The sequence below is a fragment of the Methylobacterium sp. 285MFTsu5.1 genome (assembly GCF_000383455.1).
GTDB lineage: Bacteria > Pseudomonadota > Alphaproteobacteria > Rhizobiales > Beijerinckiaceae > Methylobacterium.
The window spans coordinates 93,784-107,550 of sequence record NZ_KB911271.1; the positions used below are offsets into that span (position 1 = coordinate 93,784).

The 13,767-nt window shown below is 72.5% G+C and carries 14 protein-coding genes; 8 read left to right on the forward strand and 6 right to left on the reverse strand.

The annotated features are described in order from the left end of the window. Positions 1-6: 6 nt before the first annotated feature. Together mutL and H288_RS0104715 are read left to right on the forward strand one after the other, a co-directional pair. A complete protein-coding gene (gene mutL, locus H288_RS0104705; RefSeq protein WP_020091439.1) occupies positions 7-1,953 on the forward strand; it encodes a DNA mismatch repair endonuclease MutL in 1,947 nt (648 codons plus the stop codon). A gap of 175 nt (positions 1,954-2,128) precedes the next feature. Further along, positions 2,129-2,896 (forward strand): glucose 1-dehydrogenase, encoded by a 768-nt coding sequence (locus H288_RS0104715; protein WP_020091440.1) that lies wholly within the window; start codon positions 2,129-2,131, stop codon positions 2,894-2,896. A gap of 40 nt (positions 2,897-2,936) precedes the next feature. Here the strand turns inward: H288_RS0104715 and H288_RS0104720 are convergent, their stop codons facing one another. Beyond that, complete coding sequence (locus tag H288_RS0104720; protein ID WP_020091441.1) at positions 2,937-4,589, reverse strand: AMP-binding protein; 1,653 nt, start codon at positions 4,587-4,589, stop codon at positions 2,937-2,939. A gap of 220 nt (positions 4,590-4,809) precedes the next feature. Between H288_RS0104720 and H288_RS0104725 the strand changes: the two genes are divergently transcribed. The 4 genes from H288_RS0104725 (at position 4,810) to H288_RS32120 (ending at position 7,553) form a co-directional block, all read left to right on the forward strand. Beyond that, positions 4,810-5,349, forward strand: a complete 540-nt coding sequence (locus tag H288_RS0104725; RefSeq protein WP_020091442.1) for a phasin family protein — start codon at positions 4,810-4,812, stop codon at positions 5,347-5,349. Then, positions 5,346-6,284 carry an alpha/beta hydrolase gene (locus tag H288_RS0104730; protein WP_020091443.1) on the forward strand — a complete coding sequence of 313 codons (939 nt, stop codon included), beginning with the start codon at positions 5,346-5,348 and terminating at the stop codon, positions 6,282-6,284. Before H288_RS0104725 ends, H288_RS0104730 begins: the two co-directional genes overlap by 4 nt. A 397-nt stretch (positions 6,285-6,681) precedes the next feature. Further along, positions 6,682-7,122 (forward strand): helix-turn-helix transcriptional regulator, encoded by a 441-nt coding sequence (locus H288_RS0104735; RefSeq protein ID WP_020091444.1) that lies wholly within the window; start codon positions 6,682-6,684, stop codon positions 7,120-7,122. A gap of 56 nt (positions 7,123-7,178) precedes the next feature. Then, entirely contained in the window at positions 7,179-7,553 is a 375-nt protein-coding gene (locus H288_RS32120; RefSeq protein ID WP_020091445.1) for a cupin, read from the forward strand. 7 nt (positions 7,554-7,560) lie between these two features. On the opposite strand, the gene rsmD is transcribed toward H288_RS32120, so the two are convergent. The 4 genes from rsmD to H288_RS0104760 all read right to left on the reverse strand — a co-directional run bounded on the left by rsmD (position 7,561) and on the right by H288_RS0104760 (position 10,522). Further along, positions 7,561-8,118: a 16S rRNA (guanine(966)-N(2))-methyltransferase RsmD gene (gene rsmD / locus H288_RS0104745; protein ID WP_020091446.1), complete on the reverse strand. Its 558-nt coding sequence runs from the start codon at positions 8,116-8,118 to the stop codon at positions 7,561-7,563. Continuing rightward, positions 8,115-9,944, reverse strand: a complete 1,830-nt coding sequence (locus tag H288_RS0104750) for a pseudouridine synthase (RefSeq protein ID WP_020091447.1) — start codon at positions 9,942-9,944, stop codon at positions 8,115-8,117. Before H288_RS0104750 ends, rsmD begins: the two co-directional genes overlap by 4 nt. 132 nt (positions 9,945-10,076) lie before the next feature. After that, positions 10,077-10,253, reverse strand: coding sequence for a DUF1328 domain-containing protein (locus H288_RS33785; protein ID WP_012317097.1), 177 nt, complete (start codon positions 10,251-10,253; stop codon positions 10,077-10,079). 77 nt (positions 10,254-10,330) lie between these two features. Beyond that, a complete protein-coding gene (locus H288_RS0104760; protein WP_020091448.1) occupies positions 10,331-10,522 on the reverse strand; it encodes a CsbD family protein in 192 nt (63 codons plus the stop codon). Positions 10,523-10,668: 146 nt separating this feature from the next. Between H288_RS0104760 and H288_RS0104765 the strand changes: the two genes are divergently transcribed. Further along, entirely contained in the window at positions 10,669-11,157 is a 489-nt protein-coding gene (locus tag H288_RS0104765) for a nucleoside deaminase (RefSeq protein ID WP_020091449.1), read from the forward strand. A gap of 58 nt (positions 11,158-11,215) precedes the next feature. After that, positions 11,216-11,920 (forward strand): SDR family NAD(P)-dependent oxidoreductase, encoded by a 705-nt coding sequence (locus H288_RS0104770; RefSeq protein ID WP_020091450.1) that lies wholly within the window; start codon positions 11,216-11,218, stop codon positions 11,918-11,920. Between the two features lie 7 nt (positions 11,921-11,927). Here the strand turns inward: H288_RS0104770 and H288_RS0104775 are convergent, their stop codons facing one another. Further along, positions 11,928-13,706, reverse strand: a complete 1,779-nt coding sequence (locus tag H288_RS0104775; RefSeq protein WP_020091451.1) for an outer membrane beta-barrel protein — start codon at positions 13,704-13,706, stop codon at positions 11,928-11,930. Between the last annotated feature and the right edge of the window lie 61 nt (positions 13,707-13,767).

The window sequence follows — 13,767 nt, forward strand, 5'->3', positions numbered from 1 at the left end:
GCGCCGATGTCCTCCCTGTCCGCGCCGTCCGTCCGCCGCCTCGACCCCGTCCTCGTCGATCGCATCGCCGCGGGCGAAGTGGTCGAGCGCCCGGCCTCGGCCGTTAAGGAGCTGGTCGAGAACGCGATCGATGCCGGGGCCCGGGCGATCGAGGTCACCGTCGAGGCCGGGGGGCGCCGGTTGATCCGGGTCGTCGACGACGGCCGCGGCATGACGCCGGACGATCTCGACCTCGCGGTCGAACGGCACGCCACCTCCAAGCTCCCGGGCGGCGACCTCACGGCGATCGACACCCTGGGATTCCGCGGCGAGGCCCTGCCGTCGATCGGCGCGGTGTCGCGGCTCGCCATCGTCACCCGCACGCCGGAGGCCGAGGCGGGGGCGAGCCTCACCGTCGACGCGGGGATGAAGGGGCAGGTCCGTCCGGCCCCGGCCCAGCGCGGCACCCGGATCGAGGTGACCGAGCTCTTCGCCGCCACGCCGGCGCGGCTCAAGTTCCTGAAATCGGACCGGGCCGAGAACGCCGCCATCGCCGAGACGCTGCGCCGCCTCGCCGCGACGCAGCCGGGCATCCGCTTCACCCTGCGGGCCGATTCCGGCCAGCCCCTGGTCCTGCCGGCCGAGACCGGGGCCGAGGCGGAGCTGCGCCGGCTCGCGGCGGTGCTGGGACAGGACTTCCTCGCCAACGCCCTGCCGGTTTCCCTGGCCCGGGAGGGCTTCGCGGTGACGGGCCATGTCGGCCTGCCGACCTACCATCGCGGTGCGGCGACCCATATCCACCTCGCGGTCAACGGCCGCCCCGTGCGCGACCGGCTCCTGCTCGGGGCGATCCGCGGCGCCTACGCCGACACGCTGGCCTCCGACCGGCACCCGGTTCTCGGCCTCGCCGTCGCGTGCGACCCCGGCCTCGTCGACGTGAACGTCCACCCGGCCAAGACCGAGGTGCGCTTCCGCGAGCCGGGCCTCGTGCGGGCGCTGATCGTGAGCGCGATCCACGACGCCCTGCGCCGCGGCGGCGCCCGCTCGGCCACCACCGGCGCCGCGCGGACCCTCGACGCCCTGCGCCCGGCCGGGGCGCCGCTCGCCACCCACAGCGGCGCCACCGCGCCGAGCCTGTTCCGGCCGACGCGGCCGGGCCCGTTCCCGAGCGGTGCACCCTCGGTGGCAGCGCCGCCCGGCTACCGTTCCTCGGCGGCGTGGAGGCCGGCGCCGCAGCCGGCGCAGGTCGAGCCGCCAGGCTTCGGCGAGGCCGCTCAGGCCGTCTGGGCCGGGCCCGAGCCCGAAGCCGTGGCGGCCCCGCCCCAGGCCGACACCCGCGTTGCCGCCGACGCTGTGGAGGCGCTCGATCATCCGCTGGGGGCCGCCCGCGCGCAGATCCACGAGACCTACATCCTCGCCCAGACCCGCGACGGCCTCGTGATCGTCGACCAGCACGCCGCCCACGAGCGCCTCGTCTACGAGCGGATGAAGGCCGAGCGGGAGGCAGGCGGCATCGCCCGGCAGGGCCTCCTGATCCCGGACGTGGTCGAGATGAGCCCCGAGGAGGCCGACCGGCTCGTCGCGGCCGCTCCCGATCTCGACCGGCTGGGCCTCACCATCGAGGCCTTCGGGCCCGGAGCGGTGCTCGTGCGGGAGGTGCCGGCGGCGCTGATCGGAGCCTCGACGCGCAACCTCGTCACCGACATCCTCGACGCCCTGGAGGCCAGCGGCGACGAGGAGGGCGGCGTCCCGGCGACGGAGGGCGGCCCGCTCGGGCGACGTCTCGACGCGATCCTGTCGCGCATGAGCTGCCACGGCTCGATCCGCGCTGGGCGTCGCCTGCGGCCGGAGGAGATGAACGCCCTGCTGCGCGAGATGGAGGCGACGCCCAATTCCGGACAGTGCAACCACGGTCGCCCGACCTCGATCGAACTGAAGCTCGCTGACATCGAGCGGCTGTTCGGCCGCCGATGAGCGGGCAGGGGCTCCGTGCCGGCTGGCGGACCCGGCGGAGCCGGTCCACAACAGGGTCCGGCGCCGCGGCCTGAAGACTGGCGGCGCGTGCAGGGGAAGCGCAGAGCCATGACCGATTTCGTCATCACCGGCGCGTTCCGGGTCGCCCTGCCGAGCGTCGCCGCGGCCCGCTGAGATGGCGAATCCGTTCGACCTCGCTGGCCGCCACGTTCTCGTCACCGGGGCCTCCAGCGGCCTCGGCCGCCATTTCGCCGGGACCCTGGCCCGCGCAGGCGCGCGCCTGTCGCTCGGCGCCCGCCGGGCCAACGCCCTCGCCGAGACCGTCGATCGCGTCGCGGCGGCGGGCGGTGAGGCCCACGCCGTCGTGATGGACGTCACCGACGCCGCGAGCGTTGAGCGGGCGCTCGACGCCGCCGAAGAGCGCTTCGGACCGGTGGCGGTGCTGGTGAACAATGCCGGCGTGACGGCGACGAAGCCGGCCCTCGACCTCGCGGAATCCGACTGGGACGCGGTGCTCGACACGAATCTCAAAGGCGTCTGGCAGGTCGCCCAGGCCACCGGCCGGCGCATGGTCCGGCACGGGGCGGGCGGCAGCATCGTCAACATCGCGTCGATCCTCGGGCTGCGGGTCACCGGCGGGCTCGCGCCCTACGCCACCTCGAAGGCGGCGGTTGTCCAGCTCACCAAGAGCCTCGCGCTCGAGTGGGCCCGCTACGGGATCCGGGTGAACGCCCTCGCGCCGGGCTACATCAAGACCGAGCTCAACGACGCCTTCTTCGAGTCCGATGCCGGCCGGGCGCTGATCAGGCGCATTCCGCAGCGCCGGCTGGGCGAGGCCGCCGAACTCGACGGGCCGCTCCTGCTCCTGGCCTCGGAGGCCGGCGCCTACATGACCGGCAGCGTCCTGGCGGTCGACGGCGGCCACCTCGTCTCCGGCCTGTAGTGGTCGCCCGAAACGGCTCCCGTCACGGGACCGGCGCGGGTCAGAGGGTCCGCGCCTGCTCGCGCAGGACGAATTTCTGAATCTTGCCGGTCGAGGTCTTCGGCAGCGGCCCGAACACCACCGTCTTCGGCACCTTGAACCGCGCCATGTGCTCGCGACAGAACGCGATCAACTCCTGGTCGCTCGGCACCGCTGCGCCGGGCTTCACCTCCAGGAACGCGCAGGGGCTCTCGCCCCAGGTCGGATCCGGCCGCGCCACGACGGCCGCCAGCATCACGGCGGGATGGCGCATCAGCACCTCCTCCACCTCCAGGCTGGAGATGTTCTCGCCGCCCGAGATGATGATGTCCTTCGCCCGGTCCTTGATCTCCACCGACCCGTCGGGATGCCAGACCGCGAGGTCGCCGGTCCGGTACCAGCCGCCGGCGAGGGCCTCCTCGGTCGCGCCCGGGTTGCCGAGGTAGCCCTTCATCACCGTGTTTCCGCGCAGGCGGATCTCGCCGACCGTCGTGCCGTCCCGCGGCACCGGCGCGTCGCTCGCGACGTCGGCGACGCTCACCGCCTCGAGCGTGGCCAGCGGCACGCCCTGGCGGGCCATGCGGGCGTGTCGCTCGGTGTCGGGGAGATCGGTCCAGTCCGGCTGCGCCAGACAGACCGTCGCGGGGCCGTAGCTCTCGGTGGCGCCGTAGAGATGCGTCACCTGGAAGCCGAGCTCCTCCATGGTGCGGATGATCGTCGAGGACGGCGCCGCGCCGCCGACCGCGCAGCGCACGCGCTGGGGGAACGGCACACGGTCCTGCGCCGGCGCGTGCGCGATCATCGAGAGGACGATCGGGGCGCCGCACAGATGCGTCACCCCGTGCTCGGCGATCAGCCTGAAGATCGCCGCCGGCTCGACCTTGCGCAGGCAGACCTGCGTGGCGCAGGCGGCGACACTCGCCCATGGGTAGGACCAACCGCTGCAGTGGAACATCGGCAGCGTCCAAAGATACACGCTCTCGCCGGTCAGGCCGAACGTGACGGCGTTGCCGAGCGCCTGGAGATAGCCGCCGCGATGGCTGTAGACGGCGCCTTTGGGATCGCCGGTCGTCCCCGACGTGTAGAGCAGGCAGAGCGACTGCCACTCGTCCTCCGGGCCGTGCCAGGCGTAGTCCGGATCGCCCTCGGCCAGCAGATCCTCGTAGGGCAGGGCCCCGTCGATCCCGGTCGCGCCGATCACCACGACGAGGACCGGCTCGGCGAGTTCCGCGAGCGCCCGCGCGGCCAGCGCGGCGTACTCGGCCTCGACGAGGAGCGCCCGGGCGCCCCCGTGCCGCAGCGAGAACGCGATCGTCGCCGCGTCGAGGCGCGTATTCAGCGGGTTCAGCACCGCGCCGAGCATCGGCACGGCGAAGTGCGCCTCGATCATCTCCGGGACGTTCGGCGCCAGGATCGCCACGGTGTCGAGTGGCCCGACCCCCCGGGCCGCGAGGCCCGCGGCGAGGCGCCGGCAACGCGCGTAGAGGTCCGCGTAGGTGAGCCGGCGGTGGCCGTCGATTACGGCGATCCGCCCGCCCGCCGCGGCGGCGGCCCGCGCCAGCAGGCTGGCGGGGGTCAGCGGGACGTAGTTGGCCGGCCGGCGCGCGAGCCCGGCCTCGAACGGATGAGAGCCCGTCTCGCGGACCTCGGTCTGGGTCGGACGGGTGTCCGTCATCGTGCAGCCTTCTGATCGGGCGGCGGGCGTGGCGTGCGCTCCGCGCGACGAAGATTTCGCCGCCGTCGTGCCTGTCAATCGCGGCCACCGTGACAATGTGGGCCGCGCGCGGATTCTGTTACAGGGCCCTGTTGACGGGAGATCGCCCCTGGCGGATGCCCGTATTCCAGCGACGCGCCGTCGGGACCGCGTGCGACCGGCCCATCTGCGGGAGACGATTGTGGGGAACGACAACCTGCCGGCGATCTCCGGGGAGACCGGCCGCGCCGCGGTGGAGGGCAGCGTCGCCCGGGCGCGCGAGGCGTACGAGCGCTTCGCCGAGGCGGGCGAGATGGCGCTGAACGCCTTCGAGGCCTCGATGGCGCAGAGCTTCGAGGGCTGGCGCGCGGTGATGGGCTCCAGCCGCGAGACCGCGCACCAACTCACCGACAGCAACGTGGCCGGCGCCCGCCGGGTGCGCGAGCAGTGGGACGCCGCCGGCGCCCGGCTCTACAACGCGTTCGAGGACAACGCCGTCCACGCCATGGCGGCGATGCGCGAGATCGGCCACCGGATCCTCGTGGCCTCCGACACCAATGTCCGCGCGAGCCTCGACTTCGCGGACCGCGTCGCCAAGGCGGCAGATGCCCGCGAGGTCGCGGCGCTGAACATCGCGTTCCTGCAGGAGCAGGCGCGCCGGCTGACCGACCAGATGGTCGACCTCCATCAGACGACCGGCCGTCTCGCCCGCGAGGCCGCCGCGCGCACGGAGACCCCGTGACGGCCGGCACCGCGGCGCCCGTTCCCGGACCTGAGGCGACGCCGCGGCTCGACGACCTGAGCCGCGCCGACGTGCCGTTCCGGACCGGCCATTTCCAGGCCTACGCGCCCCACGACTTCCACCGCATCGCCTACGTGGAATGGGGTGACCCGGACAGCCCGCACGTCGTCGTCTGCGTCCACGGTCTCAGCCGCCAGGGCCGCGATTTCGACGCCCTCGGCTATCGCCTCGCGAAGCTCGGGTACCGGGTGATCTGCCCGGACCTGCCCGGGCGCGGCCTCAGCGGATGGCTGAAGGACCCGGAACTCTACGGCCTGCCGCAATACGCCGCCGACATGGCCGCGCTCATCGCCCATCTCCGGGTCCCCGGGAAGATCGACTGGGTGGGCACGTCTCTCGGCGGCCTGACCGGCATGGTCCTGGCCGCGGCCGCCCGCACCCCGATCCGCCGGATGGTGATCAACGATATCGGCCCGTTCCTGCCCTGGGCGCCCATCCGCGAGATCGGGTCGCGCCTGCGGGACGCGCCCCGGCTGCACCATAACCTCGCCTCGGGCGAATCGCGTCTGCGCACGGTGCTGGGCGCGTTCGGGCCGCTCACCGACGAGCAGTGGCGCCACATCGCCAAGCACAGCTTCTTCCAGGAGCCCAACGGCGGCTGGCGGCCCCACTACGATCCCGGCATCGGAGACGCCTTCCGACCGGGCCGCGTCTACAGCGTGAGCATGTGGCGCGACTGGGACGCGATCACCTGTCCGGTCCTGCTGCTCCGCGGCGAGCACTCGGAACTCCTCCTCGCCTCGACGGCCGACGAGATGACGCGCCGGGGACCGCCGACGCGCCGCGTCGAGATTCCCGATTGCGGCCACGCGCCCGCGTTGCTCGACGACGACCAGTTGCGAATCGTCCTCGATTGGCTCGGCCCGGCGGCGTGATTCCGTCGCCGGCGCGCGCCACCGAGCCCTGAGTCGACCGTTTGCTGTCGTACGGATTTCACTGGGATCGGCCCGCCGGGCCCAACGCGGCGCAGGCAACCCGATATCGCCCGGCAGTGTTCGAGAGTGAATTTTTAGCTGATCTCGCTCACTTATATTTGATCGGGCCCGGTATTTGAGTTGTTCTCGCGGCGGGCACTGGAGGGCCCAAATTGCGGTCTTCCGGACCTAAGATTTCGAGAGCGTAACCATTCGTTGCACGCGCGGCTGACCTGTGGCACTAACAGATGTCAGGTCTGGATCTTGGCCGCGCAATGTTGCACCTGTCGGTTGTGATTGGCGCCCTGGATCCGGGCGAGCAAGCCTGCAGACAGCAAGAACATCCGGACTACCCACTATGGCGAACCCAACCCCCAAGCCGAAGCAGACCACAGCCATCGATCACGGGGTCGGCAGCCGCATCGCGTTCCTTCGGGCGGCGAATGGACTGAGCCAGTCCGCGCTGGCCAGCGCGCTGGGCGTCAGCTTCCAGCAGGTCCAGAAGTACGAGACCGGCAAGAACCGTGTCGGTGCCGGCCGCCTGCAGGCGATCGCCGAGCGGCTCGGCGTTCCGGTCTCGAGCTTCTTCGAGCCCGAGCCCGAGGCGACGACGGATAGCGGTCCCGCGCTGCTGCGCGTCGCCGGCGCCGTCGAACTGCTCCGGGCCTACAATCAGATCGCTGACGATCAGATGCGCCGCGACGTGCTCTCCCTCGTCAAATCCGCGGCGCGGATCGGTCAGACCAAGACGTCGGACGGCGCGGCACCGCAGGCGGGCGGCGCTCTGCGCAACTCCTGACATCCGGGCCTTGCCCGGCGCCAATCCGGCGCCGTGCGGTCCCTGCAGGCGGGATCATGGACTCTCTCCCGACGCGCGTGACCCACCTGCTCGCCGACCTGCCGCTCCGGGCGGACGACGAGATCGTGTCGGTCCTGGTCTCCGAGCCGGGCCTGCGGGTGGAGCGCATCGTCTCGACCGGTCAGGCGAGCCCGCCGGGATTCTACTACGACCAGCCGGATACCGAGTGGGTCGCCATCCTGACGGGCGCGGCCGACCTTCGGTTCGCCGACGAGGCCGGGGCCCGTCGCCTCGTCGCGGGTGACGCCGTGCTGATCGCGCCGCATCGTCGGCACCGGGTGGAGTGGACCGACTCACCCACCGTCTGGCTGGCGATCCATTTCGGGTCTCAAGTCGGCGCTACGGATCCGGCTTCGCGCGATCGGGACTAAGCACGATTCAGGCGGCGAATCGGGCGATCGCCACGGCCGTATCCCCGTAGACGCGCCGCTCCAGTTCCGCGAAGCCGGCCGGCCACACGACCTGCGCGGCCTCGACCTCCTCGACGACGATGAGAGCCCCGGGCGCCAGCCAGGCGCCCTCGGCGGCGCTTTTCAGGGCGCGCGGCGCGAGATCACGGCCGTAGGGCGGATCGCAGAAGACCAGCGAGAAGGTGCCCGACGTGGAGGCCGGGCCGAGACGGGTCGCGTCCCGCCGAAACAGGCGCGTCACGCCTTCGGCACCCAGGGCCTCGATGTTCTCGCGGATCACCGCGCGCGCCTCGGCGCCCTCGTCGACGAGGAGGGCGTAGGCGGCGCCCCGCGAGAGCGCCTCGAAGCCGAGGGCACCCGTACCGGCGAACAGGTCGAGGACCCGGACGCCGGCGACGGCGTCGTCGTAGGCGTGGGCGAGCACGTTGAACAACGATTCCCGCAGGCGGTCCGATGTCGGCCGAATGGCGTCGGTGCGCGGCGTGGCGAGCCTGCGGCCGCGCCACGCGCCGCCGACGATCCTCACCGCGTCCCGCGCGGCGGCCGGCCGCCGCCGGGCTTGGCGCCCCCGCGCGGCGCACCGGGACGAGCACCAGGACGACCGCCCGTGTCCGACCCGCCCGCTGGTCCGTTGCGCCGACCCTGGCCAGTCCCCTTGCCGGCGAAACCGCCGGGCTTGCCACCGGGGCGGCTTCCGCCGGGACGCGCACCCCCGGTCTTCGGGCCACCGAACGCGGGCTTGCCCCCGGCGGCAGCGGGCTTCTGGCCGCGGAAGCCGCCTGGCTTCCGCGACGCGCCCTCCGCCGGCCCGGCGTCGAACGGTCGGTCGCGCCGGCCCCCGGGCTTGCCGCCGCGCTCGTCGAATCGCCGCTCGTCCCGCGGAGCCTCGCTCCGCGCGCTCTCGCGGCGCGGGCGCTCATCGCCGCGGCGCTCATCGCGCCGACCGGCGGGGCGCTCCTGCCGCTCCGGCATCCCCCGGTCGGCGAAGCGGCGCTTCGGCTTGGCGACGGGCTCGGGCTCCGCCGGCGTTGCGGACAGGCGCTCGACGACGACCCGGCGGTCGCCGGCTCGGATCGAGCCGACGCGCTCGCGGCCGCGTTCTGCCGCGGCCGCCTGCGCGGCCCGGGGATCCGCGCCGCGCCGGGGAATGCGCGTCCCCCGCGGCTTGGCCGCGTTCTCGTCGCGCCACGCGGAGTTGCGCGGTCCGGGACCGGTGCCCCCGGTCGAGACGCGCGGCGCCGGCGCGGGACGCGCGGCATTGCGCCGGGAAGATGCCGGCTGCGCCGATTGGGCGTCCCGATCCGCCGGGCGGGTGCCACCGAACGGCGAGATCGGCTCGCGGACCGGACTGTCGAAATCCACGCCGGCCTGCTCGGCGAGGCTCTTGCCGAGCTGATCCTTGAGGACGCGGGTCCGCACCTCCTCGACCAGGCCGACCTCCAGGTCGCCGAGCTGGAAGGGCCCGAAGGAGAGCCGGATCAGCCGGTTCACCGACAGTCCGAGATGCTCGAGGATGCGCTTGACCTCTCGGTTCTTGCCCTCGCGCAGGCCGAGCGTCAGCCAGACGTTATCGCCCTGCACGCGGTCGAGGGTCGCCTCGACGGGGCCGTACTCCATCCCGTCGATGGTGACGCCCTTGGACAGCCGGTCGAGCTGCGCCTGATCGGTGTCGCCGTGGGCGCGGACTCGGTAGCGGCGCAGCCAGCCCGTGTCGGGATGCGCGATCACCTTGGCGAGCCCGCCGTCATTGGTGAGCAGCAGCAACCCCTCGGTGTTGATGTCGAGCCGTCCGACCGCCACGACCCGGGGCAGATCCTCCGGGAGCACGTCGAACACCGTCTGGCGGCCCTCCGGGTCCCGGGCGGTCGTCACCACGCCCCGCGGCTTGTGGAAGATCCACAGGCGGCTGCGCTCCCGCGACGGCATCGGCTCGCCGTCGATCAGGATCCGGTCGTTCTCGGTGACATTGCGGGCCGGGGATGTCAGCGTCTCGCCGTTGACGCTGACGCGTCCGGCCAGGATCATCGTCTCGGCGTCGCGCCGCGAGGCGACGCCGGCCCGTGCCATCGCCTTCGCGATGCGCTCGCCGGGCGGCGTCTCGATCAGGGCTTCGGCGTCCGCGGACGCTTCGGGGCCTGGCTCCGGCTGCGGCTCTGGCAGAGGCTCCGCCTGCGGGGCGGGCTGCGGCTTGGCCTTCCGCGCCGTCTTCTTCGCGGCAGAACTGGCAGGCCGCTCGGTGTCGGCATCGGCACGGCCCGCATCGGTGGGCGGTGCCCAACTCTCGGTGCGCGCTGACTCGGGGGCCGGACGGGCGGTCCCCTCCGGCTTATCGTCGTTCGGCAAGTCGCTCATGCCTGCCGCTTATCAGAGCCGGTTCCGACAGGCGAGACGGGTTGTGCACCGGTGCGAGTCGCCTCAACGCGAAGAGGCGGCCCGTCGGGACCGCCTCGAAGACTTGGATGGCGGGTCGAAGACCCGCATTCGTCAGAGTCTCGGCGAGCGCCCGCGCATCACGCCGAACACGGCGGAGATCAGGAACAGCGCGATCGCCACGAAGAAGACGATCTTGGCCGCCTCCATCGCCGTGCCGGCTATGCCGCCGAAACCGAGGAGCGCCGCCACGAGAGCGACGACGAGAAACGTGACAGCCCAGCCGATCATGGCATCCTCGCGTTATTCGGGTCGGTTCAGTTCTGGAACCCGCCCGAGGCGGGTTCCGTTCCGGTCGCGCTCGACGATCAGAGCTTGTCGGTGGCGGACTTCACCGCGCTCTTGGCGTCGCCGACGGTGCCCTGGGCCTTGCCCTTGAGTTCCTGGGCGGCACCTTCGGCCTTGAGCTTGTCGTTACCGGTCACGTCGCCGATGCCCTGCTTGGCCTTGCCGACGGCCTCGTTGGCGACGCCCTTGATCTTGTCGGTGGTGCTGCTCATGGCGTTGTCCTCTTGTTCGATCTGCGGCGGCGCCGCACTGGTTCCTGAAACGGTCACGGTCGGCGGAATGTTCCAGGCCTTAACATTGACTTGGGTCAGGCCAGCCCGCCGCCCCGGGCCCGTCGCGTCAGTGGGATGAGAACAGCTTGGCTGCCGATCCGATCCATCCGGCACGGGCGGAAACGTCCGGACCGCTGACCGCGCTCGATCACGCTTTCGCGGCCGCCCGCGCCGCGGCCGCTGCCGGGGAGGTCCCGGTCGGCGCCGCGGTGGTCCGGGACGGGGTCATCCTGGCGGTGGCGCATAATCGGCCGCGCGAATTGCACGACCCGACGGCGCACGCCGAGATCCTGGCGATCCGCGCGGCCTGCGCGGCCCTCGGCACCGAGCGCCTCGTCGGCTGCGATCTCTACGTCACCCTGGAGCCGTGCCCGATGTGCGCGGGCGCGATATCCTTCGCGCGCATCCGGCGACTCTACTACGGCGCGGCCGATCCGAAGGGGGGTGGGGTCGAGCACGGGCCGCGCGTCTTCGATCAGCCGACCTGCCACCACGTGCCGGAGGTCTACGGCGGGTTCCGCGAGCGCGAGGCGGCCGATCTGCTCCGGGCGTTCTTCGCGCAGCGCCGCGACTGACGCGGGGCGGGCGTACAGGTTCCCATCGGCCCTGGGCGGGTCAGCAGAGGAGGAGAGGATGATCCCGACCTATTCCAGAGCCCTGATCGTCGGGGCGGGCGCCGGCCTCAGCGCATCGCTCGCGCGCCTGCTCGCCGCCGACGGCATGACGATCGGCCTCGCCGCCCGGAACGTCGACAAGCTCGCCGCACTGGCGGCGGAGACGGGCGCGGCTGTCCATGCCTGCGACGCCAGCCAGCCCGCTGAGGTCGAAGCGCTGTTCGCCCGCCTGGAGCCGGCGCTCGGCGGTCCGCCGGACGTCGTCGTCTACAACGCGAGCGGTCGTCTCCGCGGCCCGGTCGCCGATCTCGACCCGGACGCGGTCGCCCAGGCGCTGATGGTGTCCGCGTACGGTGGTTTCCTCGTGGCGCAGGCCGCGGCGCGCCGCATGCTGCCGCATCGCCACGGCGCGATCCTGCTCACCGGCGCCTCGGCGAGCGTGAAGGGCTTCGCGGGATCGGCCCCGTTCGCGATGGGGAAGTTCGCGCTGCGAGGACTGGGTCAGAGCCTCGCCCGGGAATTGCAGCCCCACGGGATCCACGTCGCGCACATCGTGATCGACGGCGCCATCCGCAATCCGGCCCGCGGCGGCGAGCCGCCGGAGGCCCCCGACAGCCATCTCGATCCCGACGCCATCGCCAGGGCCTATCGCGACCTCCTGCGCCAGGATCGGAGCGCCTGGACCTCCGAACTGGAACTGCGTCCCTGGACGGAGCGGTTCTGAGGCCGCCTCAGGGATTCACGCGCAGGCCGAGCAGGAAGGTGTTCTCCCGGAAGCTGGACCCGGCGACCGTGCTGTCGAACTTCTGATAGATGTACGTGCCGCGCAGGGTCAGCCAGCGGGTGAAGTGGTAGTCGAGCCGCGCGGTCGCCGAGAACCCGTTCTCACGGATGCTGCTGCTCTGGTAGTCGTTCCGGAGATACGATCCGCCGAGGACGATCGAGAGGTTGCGCAGCAGGTCGTGCTGCACCTCGAGCGTCGCGACCTCGGTGAGCACGCCGCTGGAGCCCGGGATCGTCGTCTCGGTGACGCCGGTCGCGGCGGTGAGACGGACGGTCGTGAGCGGACTCGCCGCCCAGACCAGGGCCGCGTTGAGCAACGGCGCGTTGATGTCGCGCAGGCTCGGATCGACGTAGGTCCGATGCTGGATGCCGGCGGAGATCTCGCCCGTCACCGAGCGCGCGAGGCCGATGCTCGTCCCGAAGGCGACCGCGATGCCGTCCGAGTCGCGCCGGACGCCCGTCGCGTCGAAGCGGCGGTCGTAGACGCGCGTGTCGCCGAGCAGGTCGATGAACGGGCTGAAATCCGGGTTGATCTCGTAGGCCGTGCGCAGCTGCAGGCTGTACTGGTTCAGGTTGCGGTCGGACTGATTGACGATCGTCCCGTCCGCCAAACGCGCATTGTCGAACTCGGAGCGGTCGACGGACCCGCGCAGGGTGACCGACAGGCGGTTGAACGTCTCCGTCGCCCCGAGCGAACCGCCGTAGACGGCCAGGAGCGGCCGTGTCGTGGCGGTGGCAGCCTGGAGGTTGGCGCTCGACGTGCGCTGCGTGTCCACCAGGAACCGCCCCTCCGCGTCGATGCGCAGGTCCCGGTTGGCGTCGATGCGCAGCCGGACCACGCCGTCTGCCGCGGGGCGGCTCGCGGCCTCGTTCTGCGGGGTCTCGAGGTACGAGCCCCGGAGCGAGCCCTGCAGCGAGCTGGAGGACCAGTTGCTCCGGAAGTCGACCGTGGCGTCGGTGCGCAGCGCGACCGAGCCCTTGGCGATCTGGCGGGTGGTCTGGTCCGGGTTCGAATCGTAGCCGACGCTCTGGGCGAAGGTGGGCAGGACCGTGAAGGTGCCGACCTGATAGCCGATCGGCGCGTAGGCCGGATCGGTGGGGATCGCGCGCGCTAGGTCGGTGCCGAGGATGAAGCCCGGGGTCAGGAGGCCGAGGGCCGGCGCGATCGACTGGAACGGGAGGATCGGCCGGATCGGCGTCACGACCTGCGGGTTCGGGACCCCGACGACCGCCTGCTGGACCACCGGCGTCAGCCGCAGCGCCGGCGGCGGGATCTGCGTGACGTCCTGAGTGACCCGCCGCGTCGCCGAGCCGATCCGCCGCGGCGGAGCGGCGCGCGTGCGCAGGAGAGTCGACGGCGCGAGATTGGCCGGTGCCGTCGAAGATCCGCCGGTGCGCCGTCCCCCTGTGGTGACGCGGGTGCTGAGCTGGGACACGCCGGGCTGACCCGGGATCTGCGTCTGCGCGGGGGGCGAGAGCGGCGACCGAAGGCTGTCACCGCCGGTCTGCTCGCCGCCCGCCGCGTCGCCGCCGAGCGCCCCGCGATTCTGGTCGCGGCTCAGGCCGTCCGGGATCGTGCGCTTGAGTGTGGGCAGGCCATTCGGGCCCGTGTCCTGGCCGATGCCGGGATTGTCGGGCTGGCCGGTAACCGGGCTGGTCGCGTCGAACCGCTGGGCTGCCGCCGGTGCCGCGAGCGTGACGCCGAGCGCCGCGGCGGCGAGCCGCATCCTCCGCCGTTCCCACCGGTCAGCCGCCGTCCGCACCTGATCCCGGTCTCCGCCAAAGTCC

What these genes read in the sequence shown, in the direction of transcription:
- mutL (WP_020091439.1), top strand. Translation starts at nt 7, where the DNA reads ATGTCCTCCCTGTCCGCGCCGTCCGTCCGCCGCCTCGACCCCGTCCTC.
- H288_RS0104715 (WP_020091440.1), top strand. Translation starts at nt 2,129, where the DNA reads ATGGCGAATCCGTTCGACCTCGCTGGCCGCCACGTTCTCGTCACCGGG.
- H288_RS0104720 (WP_020091441.1), bottom strand. Translation starts at nt 4,589, where the DNA reads ATGACGGACACCCGTCCGACCCAGACCGAGGTCCGCGAGACGGGCTCT.
- H288_RS0104735 (WP_020091444.1), top strand. Translation starts at nt 6,682, where the DNA reads ATGGCGAACCCAACCCCCAAGCCGAAGCAGACCACAGCCATCGATCAC.
- H288_RS32120 (WP_020091445.1), top strand. Translation starts at nt 7,179, where the DNA reads ATGGACTCTCTCCCGACGCGCGTGACCCACCTGCTCGCCGACCTGCCG.
- H288_RS0104750 (WP_020091447.1), bottom strand. Translation starts at nt 9,944, where the DNA reads ATGAGCGACTTGCCGAACGACGATAAGCCGGAGGGGACCGCCCGTCCG.
- H288_RS33785 (WP_012317097.1), bottom strand. Translation starts at nt 10,253, where the DNA reads ATGATCGGCTGGGCTGTCACGTTTCTCGTCGTCGCTCTCGTGGCGGCG.
- H288_RS0104760 (WP_020091448.1), bottom strand. Translation starts at nt 10,522, where the DNA reads ATGAGCAGCACCACCGACAAGATCAAGGGCGTCGCCAACGAGGCCGTC.
- H288_RS0104770 (WP_020091450.1), top strand. Translation starts at nt 11,216, where the DNA reads ATGATCCCGACCTATTCCAGAGCCCTGATCGTCGGGGCGGGCGCCGGC.
- H288_RS0104775 (WP_020091451.1), bottom strand. Translation starts at nt 13,706, where the DNA reads ATGCGGCTCGCCGCCGCGGCGCTCGGCGTCACGCTCGCGGCACCGGCG.